Source organism: Streptomyces sp. NPDC004539, from assembly GCF_040610055.1.
Lineage (GTDB): Bacteria > Actinomycetota > Actinomycetes > Streptomycetales > Streptomycetaceae > Streptomyces.
This window is the reverse complement of sequence record NZ_JBEXLS010000018.1, coordinates 194,425-216,564: the sequence shown is the minus strand read 5'-3', so window position 1 is coordinate 216,564 and position 22,140 is coordinate 194,425. Positions and strand designations below refer to the sequence as shown.

The 22,140-nt window shown below is 71.8% G+C and carries 22 protein-coding genes; 10 read left to right on the top strand and 12 right to left on the bottom strand.

What is annotated here, in order from left to right:
* Positions 1-99: 99 nt before the first annotated feature.
* Together ABZX85_RS32420 and serB are read left to right on the top strand one after the other, a co-directional pair.
* Positions 100-1,659 carry a streptophobe family protein gene (locus tag ABZX85_RS32420; RefSeq protein ID WP_355876461.1) on the top strand — a complete coding sequence of 520 codons (1,560 nt, stop codon included), beginning with the start codon at positions 100-102 and terminating at the stop codon, positions 1,657-1,659.
* 163 nt (positions 1,660-1,822) lie between these two features.
* The gene (gene serB / locus ABZX85_RS32415) at positions 1,823-3,043 is read left to right on the top strand and encodes a phosphoserine phosphatase SerB (protein ID WP_355876458.1); all 1,221 of its coding nucleotides are present in this window, start codon (positions 1,823-1,825) and stop codon (positions 3,041-3,043) included.
* A 61-nt stretch (positions 3,044-3,104) separates the two neighbouring features.
* Here serB and ABZX85_RS32410 read toward each other — a convergent pair whose 3' ends face one another.
* The 4 genes from ABZX85_RS32410 to ABZX85_RS32395 form a co-directional block, all read right to left on the bottom strand.
* Positions 3,105-3,623 (bottom strand): histidine phosphatase family protein, encoded by a 519-nt coding sequence (locus tag ABZX85_RS32410; protein ID WP_355876455.1) that lies wholly within the window; start codon positions 3,621-3,623, stop codon positions 3,105-3,107.
* A 215-nt stretch (positions 3,624-3,838) separates the two neighbouring features.
* Positions 3,839-4,045 carry a hypothetical protein gene (locus tag ABZX85_RS32405; RefSeq protein ID WP_355876452.1) on the bottom strand — a complete coding sequence of 69 codons (207 nt, stop codon included), beginning with the start codon at positions 4,043-4,045 and terminating at the stop codon, positions 3,839-3,841.
* 176 nt (positions 4,046-4,221) lie between these two features.
* Positions 4,222-4,338, bottom strand: a complete 117-nt coding sequence (locus ABZX85_RS32400; RefSeq protein WP_109362969.1) for an SGM_5486 family transporter-associated protein — start codon at positions 4,336-4,338, stop codon at positions 4,222-4,224.
* Between the two features lie 300 nt (positions 4,339-4,638).
* On the bottom strand, positions 4,639-6,087 hold the full coding sequence (locus tag ABZX85_RS32395) for an MFS transporter (protein WP_355876449.1): 1,449 nt from the start codon (positions 6,085-6,087) through the stop codon (positions 4,639-4,641).
* Positions 6,088-6,157: 70 nt separating this feature from the next.
* On the opposite strand from ABZX85_RS32395, the gene ABZX85_RS32390 reads away from it, so the two are divergent.
* On the top strand, positions 6,158-6,838 hold the full coding sequence (locus ABZX85_RS32390) for a FadR/GntR family transcriptional regulator (protein ID WP_355876446.1): 681 nt from the start codon (positions 6,158-6,160) through the stop codon (positions 6,836-6,838).
* Here the strand turns inward: ABZX85_RS32390 and ABZX85_RS32385 are convergent.
* From ABZX85_RS32385 to fabG, 3 genes are all read right to left on the bottom strand, one after another.
* Positions 6,819-7,172, bottom strand: a complete 354-nt coding sequence (locus ABZX85_RS32385; RefSeq protein WP_355876443.1) for a hypothetical protein — start codon at positions 7,170-7,172, stop codon at positions 6,819-6,821. The two genes, ABZX85_RS32390 and ABZX85_RS32385, sit on opposite strands and share 20 nt — an antisense overlap.
* A gap of 182 nt (positions 7,173-7,354) precedes the next feature.
* On the bottom strand, positions 7,355-8,122 hold the full coding sequence (gene fabI / locus ABZX85_RS32380) for an enoyl-ACP reductase FabI (RefSeq protein WP_355876440.1): 768 nt from the start codon (positions 8,120-8,122) through the stop codon (positions 7,355-7,357).
* Between the two features lie 5 nt (positions 8,123-8,127).
* Positions 8,128-8,832, bottom strand: a complete 705-nt coding sequence (gene fabG / locus ABZX85_RS32375; protein WP_355876437.1) for a 3-oxoacyl-[acyl-carrier-protein] reductase — start codon at positions 8,830-8,832, stop codon at positions 8,128-8,130.
* Between the two features lie 259 nt (positions 8,833-9,091).
* Between fabG and ABZX85_RS32370 the strand changes: the two genes are divergently transcribed.
* From ABZX85_RS32370 to tyrS, 3 genes are read left to right on the top strand one after another with little or no spacing between them, the layout of a single operon-like run.
* Entirely contained in the window at positions 9,092-10,615 is a 1,524-nt protein-coding gene (locus ABZX85_RS32370; protein WP_355876435.1) for a TldD/PmbA family protein, read from the top strand.
* Entirely contained in the window at positions 10,612-12,006 is a 1,395-nt protein-coding gene (locus ABZX85_RS32365; RefSeq protein ID WP_355876432.1) for a metallopeptidase TldD-related protein, read from the top strand. The genes ABZX85_RS32370 and ABZX85_RS32365 overlap by 4 nt, the downstream gene beginning before the upstream one ends.
* Positions 12,007-12,050: 44 nt before the next feature.
* Positions 12,051-13,316, top strand: coding sequence for a tyrosine--tRNA ligase (gene tyrS / locus ABZX85_RS32360; RefSeq protein ID WP_355876429.1), 1,266 nt, complete (start codon positions 12,051-12,053; stop codon positions 13,314-13,316).
* Positions 13,317-13,370: 54 nt separating this feature from the next.
* Here the strand turns inward: tyrS and ABZX85_RS32355 are convergent, their stop codons facing one another.
* Positions 13,371-13,649: a GlsB/YeaQ/YmgE family stress response membrane protein gene (locus ABZX85_RS32355; protein WP_319734007.1), complete on the bottom strand. Its 279-nt coding sequence runs from the start codon at positions 13,647-13,649 to the stop codon at positions 13,371-13,373.
* Positions 13,650-13,871: 222 nt separating this feature from the next.
* On the opposite strand from ABZX85_RS32355, the gene ABZX85_RS32350 reads away from it, so the two are divergent.
* Entirely contained in the window at positions 13,872-14,258 is a 387-nt protein-coding gene (locus ABZX85_RS32350) for a DUF3099 domain-containing protein (RefSeq protein ID WP_355876426.1), read from the top strand.
* 206 nt (positions 14,259-14,464) lie between these two features.
* Positions 14,465-14,683 (top strand): hypothetical protein, encoded by a 219-nt coding sequence (locus tag ABZX85_RS32345; protein WP_355876423.1) that lies wholly within the window; start codon positions 14,465-14,467, stop codon positions 14,681-14,683.
* A 42-nt stretch (positions 14,684-14,725) separates the two neighbouring features.
* Here ABZX85_RS32345 and moaA read toward each other — a convergent pair whose 3' ends face one another.
* From moaA to ABZX85_RS32330, 3 genes are all read right to left on the bottom strand, one after another.
* The gene (moaA, locus tag ABZX85_RS32340) at positions 14,726-15,715 is read right to left on the bottom strand and encodes a GTP 3',8-cyclase MoaA (protein WP_355876420.1); all 990 of its coding nucleotides are present in this window, start codon (positions 15,713-15,715) and stop codon (positions 14,726-14,728) included.
* A gap of 172 nt (positions 15,716-15,887) precedes the next feature.
* Positions 15,888-17,513 carry a cation acetate symporter gene (locus tag ABZX85_RS32335; RefSeq protein WP_355876417.1) on the bottom strand — a complete coding sequence of 542 codons (1,626 nt, stop codon included), beginning with the start codon at positions 17,511-17,513 and terminating at the stop codon, positions 15,888-15,890.
* Positions 17,510-17,866: a DUF485 domain-containing protein gene (locus ABZX85_RS32330; RefSeq protein WP_355876414.1), complete on the bottom strand. Its 357-nt coding sequence runs from the start codon at positions 17,864-17,866 to the stop codon at positions 17,510-17,512. Before ABZX85_RS32330 ends, ABZX85_RS32335 begins: the two co-directional genes overlap by 4 nt.
* Positions 17,867-18,200: 334 nt before the next feature.
* Here ABZX85_RS32330 and ABZX85_RS32325 point away from each other — a divergent pair, with 334 nt between their 5' ends.
* The gene (locus ABZX85_RS32325; RefSeq protein WP_355876412.1) at positions 18,201-19,730 is read left to right on the top strand and encodes a S8 family serine peptidase; all 1,530 of its coding nucleotides are present in this window, start codon (positions 18,201-18,203) and stop codon (positions 19,728-19,730) included.
* Positions 19,731-19,809: 79 nt separating this feature from the next.
* On the opposite strand, the gene ABZX85_RS32320 is transcribed toward ABZX85_RS32325, so the two are convergent.
* Positions 19,810-20,856 carry a zinc-dependent alcohol dehydrogenase family protein gene (locus ABZX85_RS32320; protein WP_355876409.1) on the bottom strand — a complete coding sequence of 349 codons (1,047 nt, stop codon included), beginning with the start codon at positions 20,854-20,856 and terminating at the stop codon, positions 19,810-19,812.
* A 214-nt stretch (positions 20,857-21,070) separates the two neighbouring features.
* On the opposite strand from ABZX85_RS32320, the gene ABZX85_RS32315 reads away from it, so the two are divergent.
* Positions 21,071-22,090, top strand: coding sequence for a DEDDh family exonuclease (locus ABZX85_RS32315; RefSeq protein WP_355876406.1), 1,020 nt, complete (start codon positions 21,071-21,073; stop codon positions 22,088-22,090).
* Positions 22,091-22,140: the final 50 nt, after the last annotated feature.

Genomic DNA, 22,140 nt, shown 5'->3' with positions numbered 1-22,140 from the left:
CTACGCGCCCTCGTCGACGCCGTTGACGGGGCGGAAACCCGCCCTGAGAGTGGTAAACGCACGCGAGGGGGACAGACGCGGCGGATCGGGGGGTCTGCGATGGCCGGGGGAAGCGTAGGACGAACGGCGTACGGGCGGGGCGCGCTCTGGGGGGACGCGCTGCTGACCGCGATCGCCGCCGTGAGCTGGGCGTTGATCGGGATGGCGGGCGCGGCGGCGCTCGGGCTGCATCTCCTGCGGGCCGATTCCGCCGGGTCGCTCGGGCCGATGACGGCGGCTGTGGTGGCGCTGGGGGCGGGTGGTTCGGTGACGCCTTCCGGTGACATGTCCGCGTTCGGTCTGGCGGGTGCGGAGGCCGGCAGCGCCATCGAAATCGCGCCACTCGGCGTCGGACTGGTCGGTGCGCTCCTCTTGTCCTGGTTTTTCCTGCGGTCCTTGCGTACGGCGGGAGTTGTCGTCCCGCTCGGCGAACTCCTGGTCCGCGCGGGGGCGGTGGCCGCGCTGTTCGTCGGGATGCTGGGCGGGCTCGCCTGGGCCGGGCACGATGTGATCACGATCGACGGGGGCGCGCTCCACAGCCCCGACAAGCTGGACATTCCGGGGATCGGGGACGTCGGCGGGCTGCTGCCGGACCGGATCGGGGACCTGATCGACGCGAAGGCGGCCGTCGGGTTCACCGTCGACACCGGGCCCACGCTGCTCGGCGGGCTGCTCTGGTGTGTGGGCGTCCTGCTGATCGCGCTGCTCGCCTCCCGCCGTACGCCGCTGCCGCTGGGCTGGGGGTTCGTGCACCGCGCGGTGCGGCCCGCCGTGTCCGCCGTGGTGTCGGTGCTGCTCGTCGCCGTCGCGGCGGGGTGGGCGGCGGCCTCGTACGCGGCGATCTCGGACGACCATCCGGCCCGGATCTTCGGCGCGGCGCTCCTCGGGGCGCCGAACGGGGTCTGGGTCGGGGTCGGCGTCGGGCTGTTCGTGCCGTTCGACGGGCGCTCCAGCGGGGTCCTCACGTACGTCCTGCCGGACCCGGTGGACCGGCTGCTCGCCTCCGGGGAGCCGAGGTCCGTGACGCTCGGGCGGCTGGCCGAACTCGACGGGCGGGTGTGGCTGCTGGGGGTGGCGGCGGTGCTGATGACGCTGCTCGCGGGGGTGTTCGCGGCGATCCGGACGCCGGTCGCGGGGGGTGCGGGGCGGTTCGTCGCGGGGTGCGCGGTGCGGCTCGGGGTGGTGACCGGGGTGGCGCTGGCGGTGCTGGCGCGGGTGACGGTGGTGTCGTTGGACGCGGGGCTGTCGGTGCTGGGGGTCGACGCGGTGGGGGCGGGGCTCGAACTGCGGGGGGATGTGCTGGTGGCGGGGTTGCTGGGGGTGGGCTGGGGGGCGGCGGCCGGGGCGTCGGGGGCGGGGCTGGCCTGGGTGAGCGGGGCTGCGGGGAAGGGGGTTGCTCGGATGGCGGAGGGGGGTGGAGGTGCCGGGGGCGGGTCCGGTGGAGGGTTCGGGGGCGGCTCGGGTGGGGGTGCGGGGGACGGCTCTGGGGACGGTTCCGGGAACGGTTCCGGGGGTGGTGCGGGTGACGGCTCCGGGGCGAGTGGGCCGTACGCGCCTCGGCCGTCGTACCGGGCGCCGCATCCGGAGACGAACCCCTATCTGCGGAAGCCGGAGGGGTGAGGGGGGCGCGGTGGGCTTGGTGGGGCGCGGTGGGCTCGGTGGCTGCGGGCTGAAAATATGTGGGGGTCGGACGGTCGTCATCGTCCCGTCGTCCAGTGTTTCCCGTCCGACAGCCGGACCTGGGCGGCGCCTCGCACAAGGTGGCGGTTACGGTGTAGGCACCATGAGCGATACGCAGACGCAGGCTCCGGCCTCTGACGTCCCCACTCTTCTCGTCAAGATCTTCGGCAAGGACAGGCCGGGCATCACGGCCGGGCTGTTCGACACGCTTGCCGCCTACTCGGTCGACGTGGTCGACATCGAGCAGGTGGTGACGCGGGGCCGGATGGTGCTGTGCGCGCTGGTCACCGAGCCGCCGCGCGGCCTTGAGGGCGAGCTGCGGTCGACGGTCCACAGCTGGGCCGAGTCCATGAGGATGCAGGCCGAGATCATCTCCGGCCTCGGCGACAACCGCCCGCGTGGTCTCGGACGCTCGCTCGTGACGGTCCTCGGGCACCCCCTGACGGCGGAGGCCACCGCCGCCGTCGCCGCCCGGATCACGAAGGCCGGCGGCAACATCGACCGTATCTTCCGGCTCGCCAAGTACCCGGTCACCGCCGTGGAGTTCGCGGTCTCCGGCGTCGAGACGGCCCCGCTGCGGACCGCGCTGGTGACGGACGCGGCGGCGCTCGGCGTGGACATCGCGGTCGTCGCGGCCGGGCTGCACCGGCGGGCCCAGCGGCTGATCGTCATGGACGTCGACTCGACCCTCATCCAGGACGAGGTGATCGAGCTCTTCGCGGCGCACGCCGGCTGCGAGGACAAGGTCGCCGAGGTGACGGCCGCCGCGATGCGGGGCGAGCTGGACTTCGAGCAGTCGCTGCACGCGCGGGTGGCGCTGCTCGCCGGGCTCGACGAATCGGTGGTGGAGAAGGTCCGCGAGGAGGTCCGGCTGACGCCGGGCGCCCGGACGCTGATCCGGACACTGAAGCGGCTCGGCTATCAGGTCGGGGTCGTCTCCGGCGGGTTCACGCAGGTCACGGACGATCTGATGGAGCGGCTCGGGCTGGACTTCGCGCAGGCCAACACGCTGGAGATCGTCGACGGGAAGCTCACCGGGCGGGTCACCGGGGAGATCGTCGACCGCGCGGGCAAGGCGCGGCTGCTGCGGCGGTTCGCGGCGGAGGCGGGGGTGCCGCTGGCCCAGACCGTCGCCATCGGGGACGGCGCGAACGACCTGGACATGCTGAACGCGGCGGGGCTCGGTGTCGCCTTCAACGCCAAGCCGGTCGTCCGCGAGGCCGCCCACACCGCGGTGAACGTGCCGTTCCTCGACACCGTGCTGTATCTGCTGGGGGTCACCCGGGAAGAGGTCGAGGCGGCGGACACGCACGACGAGGACTGAGCTTCGTACGGACGAGGGCCCGGCGCCGCGGTGAGCGGCACCGGGCCCTCGGGTACGCCAGTCAGGCGTTCGGGGTCCAGAAGTCGACCAGTCGGCCGACGCCGTGCTCGACGCTCTTCCAGGAGCCCTCGAAGGTGAGGACCGCGAAGGCGGAGGTCGGGAAGCCGGCCCGGTTCATCCGCGGGAGCGTGTCACCGTCGGCCTCTCCCGCGAGGGCGTCGGCCAGGCCGTGGACGCTCGGGTTGTGGCCGATGAGGATCAGGCTGCGGACGTCGTCCGGCGTCTCGTTCAGCAGCGCGATCAGTTCGCCCACGGACGCCTCGTAGATCCGCTCCTCGTAGACCGTCCTCGGGCGCTCGGGGAGTTCGTGGACCGCGAGTTTCCAGGTCTCCCGGGTGCGGGCGGCGGTGGAGCACAGAGCCAGGTCGAAGCTGAATCCCGCGTCCGCCAGTCTGCGGCCCACGACGGGGGCGTCCTTCCGGCCGCGCTCGGCGAGGGGCCTCTCGTGGTCGTCGCCGTCGTTCCAGTCGGCTTTCGCGTGTCGGAGGAGGACGATCTTGCGGGGTTCTTCAACGCTCATGCTTCCCAGCTTCGCATGAAACAGGCCACCGGGCTCGGGTAGTTGACAGGCGGGGCGGAAGGGGCTCGGGGGGTGTGCGACCTGCGAGGAGGGCGGAGCGGGTCGGCCGGGCGGAGGTCGGCCGGGAGCTGGTCAGGGTCTCGGGCGGGGGCTTCGGGGCCGCGGGGCGGTGGAGACCGCGCGCGGGCCGTGGGGGCGGTGCGGCGCGGGGGAAACTAACCGGCCATCAACTGCTGGACGCGCTCGACGAGTTGGGTCAGGGTCGGGTGCGTGGCCGCCGCCTGGGCGTCGGCGGGGTTGAGGACGAGGCTGAGGAGGGTGAAGAAGGCCAGGACCGGGAGGGCGATGGCCCACCAGGGGATGTGGGTGTCCGCGCCGCCCGTGGTCGCCGGGTGGGGGCGGGTGTGGGAACGGGCCGGCATGAGGTCCTCCGCAGCGCTTCGAGTGGTTCCGTGACCGCCTTTCGCGGCCACATCTCGAAGGTACGCAGGACGCAAGCCCTCGCCCATCCGGACTTCCACCCACTTCACCCTGACCCTGACCCCCTAGGGGATGGGGGGTTACCCCCACCCTTCCGGGGTCTCGGGGCGGCCCTCGATCAGGGCGAGGCGATCGTGGCGATGACGGCGATCACGATGAAGATGGCGAGGAACGAACCGAAGACGATGAGCATCTTCCGCTGGCCGTTCTGCGGATTCGGGTCGAGCAGAGGCATGCGGCCAGTTTCGCACCCGAGGGCGGAGGGGCGGCGTCCGGGGGTCGGGGCGGGGCGGTTCGGGGGCCGTGGGCGGGGGTGCGGGGACTCAGGGTCGTCTCAGGGTCGGGGCGGGGTGGCGTCGGGGTTCGCCGGGAGGCGGGGCCGCTGACGGGGTCGGGCTTCGCCGAGGGGTTCAGGGTTCGCCGACAGGGTCGGGGGCGCCGACCAGATGGGGGTTCGCCGGGAGGCGGGGCCGACGACGAGGGCAGCGCCCGCCGTCGGGGCGGGGCCGGTCACGGGGCAGAGGCGTCGGCCTCGTCAGCGCGCCAGTTCGTCCTCGACCGTGCGGTTGCGGCCCGCGAGGATGCCGACCGCCGTCTGGGGGATGAGGAGGAGGGCCATGAGGGCCAGGGGGACGTGCCAGTTCCCGGTGGTCTGGTAGAGGACGCCGATCAGGAGGGGGCCGGGGATGGAGATGAGGTAGCCGGTGCTCTGGGCGAAGGCGGAGAGCTGGGCGACGCCCGCGCCGGTCCTGGCCCGCATGCCGACCATCGTGAGGGCCAGGGGGAAGGCGCAGTTGGCGATGCCGAGGAGGAGGGCCCAGGCCCAGGCACCGTCGGCGGGGGCGACGTACAGGCCCGCGTATCCGGCGAGCCCGCAGACGCCGAGGGCGACCACGATCGGGCCCTGGTGGGGCAGCCGGGTGGCGAGCCGGGGGATGACGAAGGCCAGCGGCACCCCGAGGACCATCGTCACCGCGAGCAGCAGCCCCGCCGTACCCGCCGACACCCCGGCGTCCCGGAAGATCTGCGCCATCCAGCCCATCGTGACGTAGGCGCCGGTCGCCTGGAGGCCGAAGAAGACGGCGAGCGCCCAGGCCGTACGGCTCCGGGTGATCCGCAGGGGGGCCGCTTCGGGCGCGGTACGCGCGCGTGCGCTCTCCGGGGCGGGGCTCTCGTCGCCGCCGCCTCCCCCGACGCCCCTGGACGGCCCCGCACTCCCCACGCCACCGGACCGCTCGTCGGCGGCCTCACGCGCGCGTGCCGCATCGCCCAGCCACTCCCCCGCACGCGCCCCGTCTTCCCCAAGCGTCCCGGCTCCCCCGCGCGTCCCGTCCCTCTCCCCCGCACGCCCCCGCGCGAGCAGCACCCACGGCACCACCGCCACCGCCGCGAGCCCCGCCCACAGCGCGAGGCCGACGCGCCAGCCCTGGCCCAGCGCGGAGGTGAGGGGGACGGTGACCGCCGCCGCGGTGGCCGTGCCGAGGGCGAGGGCCATGGAGTACAGGCCGGTCATGGGGCCGACGCGGTCCGGGAAATGGCGTTTGACGACGACCGGCATCAGGACGTTGCCGACGGCTATGCCCATGAGGGCGAGGGCGCTGGCGGCGAGGAAGCCGGGGACGCCGCCGACGTAGGGGCGCAGGAGGAGGCCGGCGGCGACGGCGGCCAGGCCCGCGCCGACGACCGCCGTCGCGCCGAAGCGGCGGGCGAGCCGGGGGGCCGTCACGCCGAAGACGGCGAAGCAGAGGGGCGGCACGGAGGTGAGGAGCCCCGCGACGCCGCCGCTCATGCCGATGCCGTCGCGGACCTCTTCGAGGAGCGCGCCGAGGCTGGTGATGGCGGGGCGGAGGTTGAGGGCTGTCAGGACGATCGCGGCGACGAGGAGCCGTTTCGTCCACGCGCGCGTGGAGGGCGTTCGCGTCTCGCCGGGTGCCGTCGCCGTCGTCCGGGGGAGGTCCGTCGTCCGTGTCGTCTTGCTCGCCATGCCGCCCATCATAGAATCATAGGATGATTCTGCGCATGCTTCGTGTGCCCCGCTCGTGCGAAGGTGTCCCATGGCCCTGACCCATCCCCGCCGCTCCGCGCTCTCCGAGCAGGTCATCGCCGCCCTGCGGCAGCAGATCACCTCCGGTGAGTGGCCGGTCGGCTCGCGCATCCCGACCGAACCCGAGCTGGTCGATCAGCTGGGCGTGGCCCGCAACACCGTCCGGGAGGCGGTGCGGGCGCTGGCGCACAACGGGCTGCTGGACATCCGGCAGGGCTCCGGGACGTACGTCGTGGCGACGAGCGAGCTGGCCGGGGTGATGCAGCGCCGGTTCGCCGACGCCGACCCCCGGCACATCGCCGAGCTGCGCGCGGCCCTGGAGTCCAGTGCGGCGCGGCTGGCCGCGGAGCGTCGTACCGAGAGGGATCTGCGGCAGCTGGACGGGCTGCTGGCGCGGCGGGAGGAGTCGTGGGCGTCCGGGGACCGGGAGGCGTTCGTGGCGGCGGACGCGACGCTGCATCTCGCGGTGGTGGCGGCGTCCCACAACGACGCGATGACCGCGCTGTACGCGGATCTGGGCGAGGTGCTGCGGGACTTCCTGCGGGACGACGTGGGGCCCGAGCTGTCGCCGGGGTCGTACGTCGAGCACGCGCGGATGATCGAGGCGATCCGCGCGGGCGACGCGCAGGGGGCGGCGGCGGAGGCCGCGGGGCACGCCTTCGGGTGCCGGTTCAGCCGCGCGCGTGGGTGACCCACACCGCGCGGATCTCCTTCCAGCAGCGCCCGGTGAGCCGTACGGTCCTGGCGGGGCCGGTGTCGACGGGGGCCGTGTCCGTGTCGACGTCCCACCAGCGGGCGCACTCGACGTGCAGCCGGACGCGGTCGGTGGCCGGGTAGGGGTTGTGGCACCAGGCGACGGCCTGTGAACCGTCCACCCCGGTACGGCACTCCGCGCCGAACCGCTCCACCACGCGCGCGTGGCCGACCGGTTCGCGCACACGCGCGTGGGGCATCGCTTCGTACGGCAGACCGAGCAGCAGGGCGACGGCGGCTATCGCAGGGGTGACACCGCGGGACATGCGCACAAGGGAACCTCCTCGGCATGGCTCGGGAGGGACGTACTTCGACAGGGCGTACGTCCACCATGGCCCGCCACCGGGGCGCGGCGCCCGGCCTGATACGCCGAACGAGCGAGGGTGCGCCCCGGGAACTCCCAGGAACGCACCCTCACCTCAGAACGAGATCCCCGCTCGGCCCAGCGTCGGCGTCACGCTCCGATCGCGTGCAGCCCGCCGTCCACGTGGATGATCTCGCCCGTGGTCTTCGGGAACCAGTCGCTCAGCAGCGCGACGACGCCCTTGCCGGCCGGCTCGGGGTCCTTGAGGTCCCACTCCAGGGGGGAGCGGTGGTCCCAGACGGCGGCGAGGTCGCTGAAGCCCGGGATGGACTTGGCGGCCATGGAGCCGATCGGTCCCGCCGAGATGAGGTTGCAGCGGATGTTCTGCTTGCCGAGGTCGCGGGCCATGTAACGGCTGGTCGCTTCCAGGGCGGCCTTCGCCGGGCCCATCCAGTCGTACTGCGGCCAGGCGTACTGCGCGTCGAAGGTGAGACCGACGACCGAGCCGCCGTTCTGCATCAGCGGCAGGCAGGCCATGGTGAGCGACTTCAGGGAGTACGCCGAGACGTGCATGGCGGTGGCGACGGACTCGAACGGGGTGTTGAGGAAGTTCCCGCCGAGCGCGTCCTGCGGCGCGAAACCGATGGAGTGGACGACGCCGTCGAGCCCGCCCAGCTCCTCGCCGACGATGTCCGCGAGGCGGCCGAGGTGCTCGTCGTTGGTGACGTCCAGCTCGATGACCTTGGTGGGCTTCGGGAGCTTCTTGGCGATGCGCTCGGTCAGCGTCGGCCGGGGGAACGCCGTCAGGATGATCTCGGCGCCCTGCTCCTGGGCCAGCTTGGCGGTGTGGAAGGCGATGGAGGACTCCATCAGGACACCGGTGATCAGGACGCGCTTGCCGTCGAGGATTCCGCTCATGGTGATCAGTGACCCATTCCCAGTCCGCCGTCAACGGGAATGACGGCTCCAGTGATGTACGAGGCGTCGTCGGAGGCGAGGAACCGCACCGTCGCGGCGATCTCCTCCGGCTGCGCGTACCGGCCGAGCGGCACCTGGGACACGATGCCGGCGCGCTGCTCGTCGGTGAGGACCTTGGTCATGTCGGTGTCGACGAAACCGGGGGCCACGACGTTGAAGGTGATGTTGCGGGAGCCCAGCTCGCGGGCGAGGGAGCGGGCGAAGCCGACGAGGCCGGCCTTGGACGCGGCGTAGTTCGCCTGGCCCGGCGAGCCGTACAGGCCGACGACCGAGGAGATCAGGACGACGCGGCCCTTCTTGGCGCGCAGCATGCCCCGGTTGGCGCGCTTGACGACCCGGAAGGTGCCCGTGAGGTTGGTGTCGATGACCGACGTGAAGTCGTCCTCCGACATACGCATCAGGAGCTGGTCCTTGGTGACGCCGGCGTTGGCGATCAGGACCTCGACGTTGCCGTGCTGCTCCTCGATCTCCTTGTACGCCTGCTCGACCTGCTCGGGGTCGGTGATGTCGCACTTCACCGCAAGGAAGCCCTCCGGAGGCTCACCCGAGCGGTACGTGATCGCGACCTTGTCGCCGGCGTCGGCGAATGCGCGGGCGATGGCGAGGCCGATGCCCCGGTTGCCTCCGGTGACGAGAACCGAGCGGCTCAACGGATCACCCTTTCGATAGGGGTCTGACACATCCGCCCGGACAGTCGGCTGACAGGCGGCTTCCCCGAAAACCTATCCGCCCGGCCCCTTTCACGGACATTCGGGCACCGACAGTGGGTCATGAACCTGTCTGTGGGGTTCCTACAGTCGGCGTCGACGTCCTTGGCGGGGGCGGGATTTCGAGGGAGCGCGGGCTGTGGGACATGATTCACTGCCTGCGACGGTCATCACAGGCGTGCACCCCGAAGGGACCCCACTCGTGCCTCATGAGATCGATCAATCGTTCCTGGCCCTCCCTCTACGGGCCCTCGCGGACGCGGCGCTCGCGCGGGCGCGGGCGCTGGGGGCCGAGCACGCGGACTTCCGGTTCGAGCGGGTGCGGAGTGCGGCGTGGCGGCTCAGGGACGGTCGGCCGGCGGGGTCGTCGGACTCGACGGATCTGGGGTACGCGGTCAGGGTCGTGCACGGCGGGACGTGGGGGTTCGCGTCCGGGGTCGATCTGAGCATGGACGCGGCGGCGAAGGTGGCCTCGCAGGCCGTCGCGATGGCCAAACTGTCCGCGCAGGTCATCAAGGCCGCCGGGTCCGATGAGCGGGTCGAGCTGGCGGCGGAGCCGGTGCACGCCGAGAAGACGTGGGTGTCGGCGTACGACATCGACCCGTTCTCCGTGCCGGACGAGGAGAAGTCGGGGCTGCTCGGGGAGTGGAGCGGGCGGCTGCTCGCGGCGGACGGGGTCGACCATGTGGACGCCTCGCTGCTGACCGTCCACGAGAACAAGTTCTACGCCGACACCGCCGGCACGGTCACCACGCAGCAGCGCGTACGGCTGCACCCGCAGCTCACGGCCGTCTCCGTGGACGGCTCCAGCGGCGAGTTCGACTCGATGCGCACGCTCGCCCCGCCGGCCGGCCGGGGCTGGGAGTACCTGACGGGCACCGGCTGGGACTGGGACACCGAGCTGGACGAGATCCCGGCGCTGCTCGCCGAGAAGATGCGCGCCCCGAGCGTCGAGGCGGGTCTGTACGACCTCGTCGTCGACCCCTCCAACCTGTGGCTGACGATCCACGAGTCCATCGGCCACGCCACGGAGCTGGACCGCGCGCTCGGCTACGAGGCCGCCTACGCCGGCACCTCCTTCGCCACCTTCGACCAGCTCGGCAAGTTGCGGTACGGCTCCGAGCTGATGAACGTCACGGGCGACCGCACCGCCGAGCACGGCCTCGCGACGGTCGGGTACGACGACGAGGGCGTCAAGGGCCAGTCCTGGGACCTCGTGAAGAAGGGCACGCTCGTCGGGTACCAGCTCGACCGGCGCATCGCGAAGCTGACGGGGCTCGGGCGGTCCAACGGGTGCGCGTACGCCGACTCGCCGGGGCACGTGCCGGTGCAGCGCATGGCGAACGTGTCGCTGGCGCCGGACCCGGCGGGCATGTCGACCGAGGACCTCATCGGGGGTGTCGAGCGGGGCATCTACGTCGTCGGCGACCGCTCCTGGTCGATCGACATGCAGCGCTACAACTTCCAGTTCACCGGGCAGCGGTTCTTCCGCATCGAGAACGGCCGCCTCACCGGCCAGCTCCGGGACGTCGCCTACCAGGCCACGACCACCGACTTCTGGGGTTCGATGACGGCCGTCGGCGGCCCCCAGACGTACGTCCTCGGCGGCGCCTTCAACTGCGGCAAGGCCCAGCCGGGCCAGGTGGCTGCGGTGTCCCACGGCTGCCCGTCCGCCCTTTTCAAGGGTGTCAACATTTTGAACACGACGCAGGAGGCCGGGCGATGAGTGCCGCCGTGAAGAAGCCGCACGAGATCGTCGAGCGGGCGCTGGAGCTGTCGCGGGCCGACGGGTGTGTCGTCATCGCGGACGAGCAGTCGTCGGCGAACCTGCGCTGGGCGGGCAACGCGCTGACGACGAACGGGGTCACGCGCGGGCGGACGCTGACGGTGATCGCGACGGTCGACGGCCAGGAGGGCACCGCGTCGGGCGTGGTGACTCGGGCCGCCGTCACCGCCGACGAGCTGGAGTCCCTCGTCCGCGCCGCCGAGGACGCCGCGCGCGCGGCCGGCCCCGCAGAGGACGGGCGCCCGCTGGTGTCCGGCACGCCCGCCTCCCCGGAGTTCACGGAGGCGCCCGCCGAGACGTCCTCGGCCGTGTTCGCGGACTTCGCGCCGGCGCTGGGCGAGGCGTTCGCCCGCGCGCGGGCGGGGAAGCGCGAGCTGTACGGGTTCGCCAACCACGAGCTGGTCTCGACGTACCTGGGCACCTCGACGGGCCTCAGGCTCCGGCACGACCAGCCCAACGGCACGCTGGAGCTGAACGCCAAGTCCCCCGACCGCACCCGCTCGGCGTGGGCCGGGCGCTCCACCCGGGACTTCAAGGACGTCGACCCGGCGGCGATGGACGCCGAGCTGTCCGTACGGCTGGGCTGGGCGCAGCGGCGTATCGAGCTGCCCGCCGGGCGGTACGAGACGCTGCTGCCGCCGACCGCCGTCGCCGACCTGCTGATCTACCAGCTGTGGTCGCAGTCGGGGCGGGACGCGACCGAGGGGCGGACGGTGTTCTCGAAGCCGGGCGGGGGGACGCGGCTCGGCGAGCGGCTCACCGAGCTGCCGCTGACGCTGCGCAGCGACCCGCACGAGCCGGGCCTCGAATCGGCGCCGTTCGTCATCGCGCACTCCTCCGGCGGTGACACGTCCGTCTTCGACAACGGGCTGCCCGTCCGGGCCACGGAGTGGGTCGGGAACGGCGAGCTGAAGAACCTCGTCACGACCCGGCACAGCGCCGCCCTCACGGGCCTGCCGGTCGCGCCCGCCGGGGACAACGTCATCCTGGACGGCGGCGGCTCGCAGTCCCTGGACGAGATGGTCGCGGCGACCGGTCGCGGGCTGCTGCTGACCTGCCTCTGGTACATCCGCGAGGTGGACCCGGCGACCCTGCTGCTGACGGGGCTCACCCGGGACGGCGTGTACCTCGTCGAGAACGGCGAGGTCGTCGGCGAGGTCAACAACTTCCGGTTCAACGAGTCGCCGGTCGACCTGCTCGGGCGGGCGGCGGAGGCGGGGCGGACGGAGAAGACGCTGCCGCGCGAGTGGAGCGACTGGTTCACGCGGGCGGCGATGCCGGCGCTGCGGGTGCCGGATTTCAATATGAGCTCTGTCAGTCAGGGCGTATAACCTCGTACCTGATTACCGGTACACCGCGAGGAGACAAGAGAACCGTGACGGACATCGTCGACGAACTGAAGTGGCGTGGGCTGGTCGCCCTCTCCACTGACGAGGACGCATTGCGCAAGGCGTTCGCGGACGGTCCCGTCACGTTCTATTGCGGCTTCGACCCGACCGCGCCCAGCCTGCACCTCGGCAACCTCGTCCAGATCCTGACGATGCGGCGCATCCAGCGGGCCGGCAACCGTCCGCTCGGCCTGGTCGGCGGGGCGACGGGTCTGATCGGCGACCCGAAGCCGACGGCGGAGCGCACGCTGAACGCGCCCGAGGTGGTGGCCGGCTGGGTGGAGCGGCTGCGCGGGCAGATCGAGCGGTTCCTCGACTTCGAGGGGCCGTACGCCGCGCGGATGGTCAACAACCTGGACTGGACGCAGGGCATGTCGGCGATCGAGTTCCTGCGGGACGTCGGCAAGTACTTCCGGGTCAACAAGATGATCGCGAAGGAGGCCGTCTCCCGGCGGCTCAACTCCGACGCGGGCATCAGCTACACGGAGTTCAGCTACCAGATCCTCCAGGGCATGGACTTCCTGGAGCTGTACCGCCGCTACGGCTGCACGCTCCAGACCGGCGGCAGCGACCAGTGGGGCAACCTCACGTCGGGCACGGACCTGATCCACCGGGTCGAGCCGCAGGCGGAGGTGCACGCGCTGGGCACCCCGCTGATCACGAAGGCGGACGGCACGAAGTTCGGCAAGACCGAGTCGGGGACGATCTGGCTCGACGCGGAGATGACGACGCCGTACGCGTTCTACCAGTTCTGGCTGAACGCGGACGACCGGGACGTCTCCAAGTTCCTGCGCATCTTCAGCTTCCGCTCCCGTGAGGAGATCGAGGAGCTGGAGCGGCAGACCGAGGAGCGTCCGCAGGCGCGGGCGGCTCAGCGGGCGCTGGCGGAGGAGCTGACGACGCTGGTGCACGGTGCGGACCAGATGGAGGCCGTGGTCGCCGCGTCCAAGGCGTTGTTCGGGCAGGGGGAGCTGGCGGAGCTGGACGAGAAGACGCTGGCCTCGTCGCTCTCCGAGCTGCCGCACGTCCAGGTCTCCGAGCTGGGGCTCGCCGTGGATCTGTTCGCGGAGGTGGGGCTGGTGGCGAGTAAGTCGGCGGCGCGGCGGACCGTCAAGGAGGGCGGTGCCTACGTGAACAACGTGAAGGTCGCCTCCGAGGACGCCGTACCGGCGAAGGAGGACCTGCTGCACGGGCGGTGGCTGGTGCTGCGGCGCGGCAAGAAGAACCTCGCGGCGGTGGAGTTCACCGGCTGAGCCCCCGTACGACGGAAAGGCGGCCCCCGGAACCGGGAGCCGCCTTTCCTCCTGTCAGGTTCTCTGCTTGTTCCTGCCCAGCGTCGCCGAGTACGCCATGTCCCCCAGGAAGACGATGACGACGGCCGCGATCAGCTGGAAGGCGTGGCGGCCCCAGTCGATGCCTCGGGTGGCGTCGATGCCGACGGCGCGGGCGAGGGCGTTGCCGACGATCGCGCCGAGGATGCCGAAGATGGTGGTCAGCCAGAGAGGGCTGTGCTGCTTGCCCGGGATGATCGCCTTCGCGAGCAGACCCAGCACGAACCCCACGATGATCGCCCACAACCAGCCCATGGCTGCCTCCTTGTACGGATCGACGTGAGCATTGCCCCCAGTGTCGGTCCGGTCGCGGTACGCCGCATGTCGAGATCCGGGTACCCGGTCCGGCGCAGCGGGATCGCCCGGCCGGGAGGTGCCCCGGGCTCGAAGGCGGCGGAGGTGCGGCGTAACGTGGAAGACGCCCGGGGGCCGGTTCCGCGCCCGGGGGGAGTCGTAGCGGGCGGACGGTGGAATGTGATGCGGAAGCAGGGTGCCGAGGGGAACGGCCAGGTGTTCCGGATCACCGGGGCACGGCAGGGTCTCCAGGACGACGTGCGGGGCCGGCAGCGGCGGTACATCATCTCGATGTCCGTGCGGACGGTGTCGGTGGTGCTCGCGGCGTCCTTGTGGAACGTGGAGCGGCATGTCGCGATGGTCGCGCTGGCGCTCGGCATCCTCCTGCCGTACATCGCGGTGGTCGTCGCCAACGCGGGGCGGGAGAACGCGCCGGGGCTTCCGTCCACGTTCGTCCCGTCGCCGGGCCGGCCGCAGCTCGCGGCGCCGGAATCCGCTCCGGAACGTACTCCGGAACCCACTCCGGAATCCTCGACGGAGGACGCGGGATCGGGTGCTACCGGGCGGTAACAGTGAACGCACTTTGCGTTGGCTGTGGACAAGGCTCAGGAAAAGCTCAGATCAATCATGTTGTTCCGGTGCCATACGGGCGCTGTGCCGTGACATACTTCCTACGCGCTCCGCATCCCCCGTCGGAGCGACGGACCGACGCCGGGCAGCTCCCCCCGTGGCTGCTCGGCGTCGCCTTTTTGTGTACGGGTCTGTGAGACGGCGCTGTGATCGACGAAACCCCCATCTGCTCGGCCAAGGGCTGCCGCACGGCCGCCGTGTGGGTGCTGGCCTGGAACAACCCGAAGCTCCACACGCCGGAGCGGCGCAAGACGTGGCTGGCGTGCGAGGAGCACCGGGAGCATCTCTCGCAGTTCCTCGGGGTACGGGGTTTCCTCAAGGACGTCGTCGCGTTCGAGGAGTGGGAAGCCCCCGAGGGGGCCTGACCAGCCTGCCTGACCGACCTGCCTGACCGGCCCGCCTCCCCGCTAGCCGCCGATCGCCGACATCGGCCGGTCCGGCTGCACGAACGTCGGGTCGTCCAGCCCCGCGCCCGCCTTCTTGCCCCACATCGCCACGCGCCACATCTCGGCGAGTTCCTCGTCCGTCGCGTCGCCGCGCAGGGCCGCGCGCAGGTCCGTCTCCTCGCGGGCGAACAGGCAGGTGCGGATCTGGCCGTCGGCGGTGAGGCGGGTGCGGTCGCAGGCGCCGCAGAAGGGGCGGGTGACGGAGGCGATGACGCCGACCTTGTGGGGGCCGCCGTCGACCAGCCAGCGTTCCGCGGGGGCCGAGCCGCGGTCGTCCGGCGTCTGCGGGGTGAGGTCGAAGCGGGTGCGCAGGGAGGCGAGGATGTCGCCGGCGGTGACCATGCCGTCGCGGGTCCAGCCGTGCTGGGCGTCCAGCGGCATCTGCTCGATGAAGCGGAGTTCGTAGGCGTGCTCGACGGCCCAGGCGAGGAGGTCGGGGGCCTCGTCGGCGTTGAGGCCGGGCATGAGGACGGTGTTGACCTTGACGGGGGTGAGGCCCGCGTCGCTCGCCGCGGCCAGGCCGGCCAGGACGTCCTGGTGGCGGTCTCGGCGGGTGAGGGTCTTGAAGACGTCGGGGCGCAGCGTGTCCAGCGAGACGTTGACCCGGTCGAGGCCGGCGGCCTTGAGGGCGGCGGCGGTGCGCCGTAGACCTATGCCGTTGGTCGTGAGGGACATGCGGGGGCGGGGGCGCAGGGCGGCGACGCGCTCGACGATGCCGACGAGGCCGGGGCGCAGGAGGGGTTCGCCGCCGGTGAAGCGGACCTCCTCGATGCCCAGGAGGCGGGCGGCGACGTCGATCAGGCGGACGATCTCGTCGTCCGTGAGGAGGTCGGGTTTGGCGAGCCATTGCAGGCCCTCTTCGGGCATGCAGTACGTGCACCGCAGGTTGCAGCGGTCCGTCAGGGAGACCCTGAGGTCGGTGGCCGTCCGGCCGTAGGTGTCGATGAGCATCTGGGCCCCCTCCCTCTCGTCATGGACCCGCCTTCGCGGAATTGCCTTTCCGTTACCCGCGAGCCTACGTGACGCCACTGACAACGATCGAATGCCGCCGGCCCCGGACGTGCGAAGGGCCGCGCCGCCGGAGGGGGTGCGGCACGGCCCTTCGTGGGGACGGGCGTCGGCGTCAGTGCGCGCCGGTGCCCGTGAGGGAGCGGACCTCCAGCTCGGCGTACTTCTTCGCGTCGGGCTCCTCCTTCGAGAGGTAGGTGCCGACGATGCCGAGGAGGAAGCCGACCGGGATCGAGATGATGCCGGGGTTCTCCAGCGGGAACCAGTGGAAGTCGACGTCCGGGAACATCGACGTGGCCTTGCCGGAGACGACCGGCGAGAACAGCACCAGGCCGACGGCGCTGACGAGGCCGCCGTAGATCGACCAGAGGGCGCCGGTGGTGGTGAACCGCTTCCAGAAGAGGCTGTAGAGGATGGTCGGCAGGTTCGCGGAGGCGGCGACCGCGAAGGCGAGGGCGACGAGGCCCGCGACGTTCAGGTCCCGGGCGAGGGCGCCCAGCAGGATCGATACCGCGCCGATGCCGACCGTGGCCCAGCGGGCGGCGCGGATCTCGTCCTTCTCGCTGGCCTTCCCCTTCTTGATGACGTTGGCGTAGATGTCGTGCGCGAAGGACGACGAGGAGGCCAGCGTGAGCCCCGCGACCACCGCGAGGATCGTCGCGAAGGCGACGGCGGAGATCGTGGCGAGCAGGATCGCGCCCCAGTTGGAGTCGACGCCGCCCAGATGGAGGGCGAGGAGTGGCGCGGCCGTGTTGCCCGCCTTGTTGGAGGCGGTGATCTCGTCGGGCTTGATGAGGGCCGCCGCGCCGAAGCCGAGGGCGAGGGTCATCAGGTAGAAGGCGCCGATGAGGCCGATGGCCCACAGGACGGACTTCCGGGCGGCCTGCGCGGTCGGCACGGTGTAGAAGCGGATCAGGATGTGCGGGAGACCGGCGGTGCCGAGGACGAGGGCGATGCCGAGGGAGATGAAGTCGAGCTTGGTGGTGCCGGTGAGGCCGTACTTGAGGCCCGGCTCCAGGAACGGCGCGCCCTTGCCGCTGTTGTCGGCGGCGGTGCCGAGCAGGTCGGAGATGTTGAAGTTGAACTTGAGGAGCACCAGGAAGGTCAGCAGCAGGGCGCCCGCCATGAGGAGGACGGCCTTGACCATCTGGACCCAGGTGGTGCCCTTCATGCCGCCGATGGTGACGTAGAAGATCATCAGGACGCCGACCAGGGCGACGATGGCGATCTTGCCGCCGTCGGTGGTGATGCCGAGCAGCAGCGAGACGAGGACGCCGGCGCCGGCCATCTGCGCGAGCAGGTAGAAGATCGAGACGACGATGGTGGAGGTGCCGGCCGCGGTGCGGACGGGGCGCTGGCGCATCCGGTAGGCGAGGACGTCGCCCATCGTGTAGCGGCCGGAGTTGCGCAGGGGTTCGGCGACCAGGAGGAGGGCGACGAGCCAGGCGACCAGGAACCCGATGGAGTAGAGGAAGCCGTCGTATCCGAAGAGGGCGATCGCGCCGGCGATGCCGAGGAAGGAGGCGGCGGACATGTAGTCGCCGGCGACGGCGAGGCCGTTCTGGAAACCGGTGAACTGGCGTCCGCCCGCGTAGAAGTCGGCCGCGTCCTTGGTCTGGCGGCCCGCCCAGACGGTGATGACGAGGGTGGCGACGACGAACGCCGAGAACAGGCAGATGATCAGGGTGCGGTGTTCGCTCGCCGCGCCACCGGCCGCGAGCGTGCTCATCATGGGGCTCATTCGACGCCCTCCATCCGGGTCTTGATCGCCTCGGCCTTGGGGTCGAACTTGGCGGCGGCGGTGCGCGCGTACCACCAGGCGATGAGGAACGTGGTCAGGAACTGGGCGAGACCGAGGACGAGGGCGACGTTGATGTTGCCCACGACGCTGGTGCCCATGAAATCGCCCGCGTAGTTGGAGAGCAGGACGTACAGCAGGTACCAGGCGATGAAGCCGACGGTCAGCGGGAAGGCGAAGGAGCGGTAGGAGCGGCGCAGTTCACCGAATTCCGCGCTCTCCTGCACCGCTTCGAACTCCTCGGCCGAGGGGCGCTGCGCTGGGATCTTCGAAGGGGGCGGTGTCTCGGTGGCCACGGAGTCTCCTCGCGTTGCGAAGGTCGGATCTAACGGACGTACAGGCATATATGTACAGGCATACGACGGAAGCTCGATCGGCCCCGGGCTTCCTGCCCAAGGTCACGGCGCCGCGTTGAGGCCGGTTCAACTCGTTCGGGTTGTTTCGAAAGTTGACGTCCGGGGGATTCGACGGCCCCGCGAGGTGCCCGGATTCCGGAACGCGGTCTCCGGAAGTCATTGCTGTGAGGCGAGTTGGGCGGATAGCTTCGGGACCGCACCACTAGTCATGTACCTGCCCGGACGCGGACCTCGCGCCCGGTGTCTCGCCATACCCGGATGATGTGGAGATCCCATGGCTCATCTGCCTTCCAGACGACGCCTCGCGCTCGCCGTGCCGCTCGTGCTGACGCTCACCGCCTCCCTCGGCTTCCTGCCGACGGCGGCCACCGCGGCACCGGCCCCGGTCTCCGCCGGTGCGACGGCCGCTGAGGCCGGGACGCTGACGTACGTCGTCAACACGAAGGTGGACCGCCGCACGATCGCGTCGGTGAAGAAGGCGGTCACGGCGGCGGGAGGGACCGTCGTGATCACCTACGACCGGATCGGCGTCATCGTCGCCCACTCCGCGAACCCCGCGTTCGCGGCCCAGATACGCACGGCGCGCGGCGTGCAGTCGGCGGGCGCGACCCGTACGGCCCCGCTGACGGCGGCCGGGACGACCGACGAGGGCGCGGTCCAGAAGCTGACGCAGGCACAGGCCGCGCAGCTCGCCGCGGACGCGACCGCCGGCCAGGAGCCGATGGAGGCGGACCAGTGGGACCTGCGCGCCATCGGCGCGGACAAGGCCGCCGCGATCAACCCGGGCAGCAAGAAGGTCACGGTCGCCGTCATCGACACGGGCGTCGACGACACCCACCCCGACCTCGCGCCCAACTTCTCGGCCTCGCAGTCCGCGAGCTGCGTCGGCGGGGTCGCCGACACCACGCCGGGCGCCTGGCGGCCCGCCGACCCGAGCCACTACCACGGCACGCACGTCGCCGGTGAGATAGCCGCCGCGCGCAACGGCATCGGCGTCGCCGGGGTCGCGCCGGGCGTCAAGGTCTCCGGTATCCGGGTCTCGCAGGGCGACGGCCAGTTCTTCTACCCCGAGGCCGTCGTCTGCGCGTTCGTCTTCGCCGCCGACCACGGCGTCGAGATCACGAACAACAGCTACTACGTCGACCCGTACCTCTACAACTGCCTCGACGACCCCGACCAGAAGGCCGTCGTCGACGCGGTGAACCGCGCGCAGCGCTACGCCATGCGCAAGGGCACCCTGAGCATCGCCTCGGCCGGGAACTCCAACCACGACCTGGACTCCGACGCGATCGAGGACGCCACCAGCCCGAACGACACCACGCCGGTGACGCGGACGATCGACCCGCACAAGTGCCTCGACGTCCCGGCCCAGCTGCCGGGCCTGGTCACGGTCAGCGCGACCGGCGTCAAGGGCACCAAGTCGTACTACTCGACGTACGGCTACGGCCAGGTCGACGTCGCGGCCCCCGGCGGCGACCGGTACCAGATCCCGGACACCCCGTCCAAGAACGGCCGCATCCTCTCGACGCTGCCGGGCAACACCTACGGCTACCTCCAGGGCACCTCGATGGCCGCCCCGCACGCCGCCGGTGTCGCCGCGCTCCTGAAGTCCACGCACCCGTGGGCGAACCCCGCGCAGCTCACCGCCCTCCTCAAGGCCCAGGCCGACAAGCAGGCGTGCCCGACCGAGCCGTACGACGGCAACGGCGACGGCATCGTCGACGCGACCTGCGTCGGCGGTAAGTACTACAACGGCTTCTACGGCGCCGGCGTCGTCAGCGCCCTGAAGGCCGTCAAGAAGTAGCCCCGCTCACGCCGCCGTCGCCCCGGAACCCGACCGGGCCGACGGCGGCGTCGGTGTCGGCGTGACGGCCCTCCCGGGCTCACGCGTTGGTGATCAGCACCTTGAGGGCCGTCCGCTCGTCCATCGCCTTGTAGCCCGCCGGGACGTCCTCGACGCCGACGGTGAGGTCGAAGACCGGGGAGGGGTCGATCGTGCCGTCCAGGATGTCCGGAAGCAGTTCCGGGATGTACGCGCGCACGGGCGCCACACCGCCGCGCAGGGCGACGTTGCGGTTGAACATCGTGGTGAGGTCGACGCCGGTGCCGCTGCCGTGCGGGACGCCGACGAAGCCGACGGCGCCGCCGTCCCGCGCGATGTCCAGGGCCGTACGCATCGACTGCTCGGTGCCGACGGCCTCGACGACCGCGTGCGCGCCCTGCCCGCGCGTGAGGGCGCGGACGGCCTCCACGGCGGCCTCTCCGCGCTCGGCGACGACGTCCGTGGCGCCGAAGCGCCGGGCGATGTCCGTGCGGGCCTCGTGCCGCCCGAGGGCGATGACCCGGTCGGCGCCGAGCCGCTTGGCCGCGAGGACGGCGCACAGGCCGACCGCGCCGTCCCCGACGACGGCGACCGTCGCCCCCGCGCGCACGCCCGCGCCGAGCGCCGCGTGGTGGCCGGTGCCCAGCACGTCCGACAGCGTCAGCAGCGCGGCGAGCAGCCGGTCGTCCGAGACGGCCTCCTTCGGCAGCCGGACGAGCGTCCCGTCGGCGTAGGGCACGCGCGCGGCCTCGCCCTGGCCGCCGTCGGACCCGGCGGAGCCCCAGAAGCCGCCGTGCTCGCAGGACGTCGTCAGCCCCTCCCGGCAGTGGTCGCACACCCCGTCGGACCACACGAACGGCACGACGACGAGGTCGCCCACGCGCACGGTGCGCACGTCCGCGCCGACCGCCTCGACGGTCCCGAGGAACTCGTGCCCGATCCTCTGGCCGGCCTTGCGCCCGGTCTCCCCCCGGTACGACCACAGGTCGCTGCCGCAGACGCACGCGCGCAGGACCCGCACCACCGCGTCCGTCGGGAGCTGCACGACGGGGTCGGGGACGTCCTCCACACGCAGGTCGAACGGGCCGTGGAAGATGGTTGCGCGCATGGGGAGGGTCTTTCTCTGTTCCGGTGGATCTCGGCGCACCCGACGGGCGCTTTTTCACGGTACGCCGGAATGAGGCGGAAGCGCGCACCGGTGGTGGCTGACGGTGCGGCACGGCCGGTGTACCGACGAGAAGTTGGCCGTGGAAATCCGTCGGGCACCGGCGTTCCGGGGTGCGGGACCGGGCTGTCGGTCCGGGCCCGTATCCTCAGGGACCATGCTCGAAGACCGTACGATCACCGCCTCGTCGCCCACCGATTGGCCCGACGCGTACCCGCAGGGGTATGCGGTGGTCGACGTGGAGACCACCGGCCTCGCCCGGGACGACCGGATAGTGTCGGCGGCGGTCTACCGGCTGGACGCGCGCGGGGAGGTCGAGGACCACTGGTACACGCTGGTCAACCCGGAACGCGATCCGGGCCCGGTGTGGATTCACGGTCTGACGAGCGACGTGCTCGAAGGGGCACCGCTCTTCCCGGAGGTCGCGGAGGAGTTCTCGCGGCGGCTGGACGGACGGGTGCTGGTCGCGCACAACGCGGTGTTCGACTGGCAGATGATCGCCCGGGAGTACGCGCGCGCGGAGCGCCAGGCACCGGTGAAGCAGCGGTTGTGCACGATCGTGCTGAGCAAAGAGCTGGGGCTGCCGCTGCCCAACCACAAGCTGGAGACGCTGGCCGCGCACTTCGGTGTCGTGCAGCAGCGCGCGCACCACGCGCTGGACGACGCGCGGGTGCTCGCGGAGGCGTTCCGGCCGAGTCTGCGGGCCGCCGCCGCGCGGGGCGTGCGGCTGCCGCTGCACGAGTGCCGTCCGCTGACGGAGTGGCAGGACCGGCCCGCGCCCGGCGCCGCCGGGTCGTCCGGTTCGGCGCCGTGGATCGGGCGGCAGGGCGGCGGCTACCGGCAGCCGTCGAACTGGCGGCCGGCCCGCAAGCGGCCCGCGTGCCCGTACCCGAACCCCGGGCGGTTCGAGGACGGCAAGCCGCTGAAGCAGGGGATGCGGATCGCGTTCTCCGGGGACACCTCGACCGAGCGGGACCTGCTGGAGGACCGGGCGGTGGAGGCCGGTCTGCACGTCTCCACGAGCATCTCCCGGCTCACCAGCCTCCTCGTGACCAACGACCCCGACTCGGGGACGTCGAAGGTCGTCAAGGCCCGCCAGTTCGGCACGCCCGTGGTCGACGAGGCGGCGTTCGGACAGCTCCTGCGGGACGTCGCGGCGGCCGACGCCGACGGCTAGCGGCGGGGGGCGGACCCGCCGGGCGGGCGCCGGGGACCGGGTTGTACGGT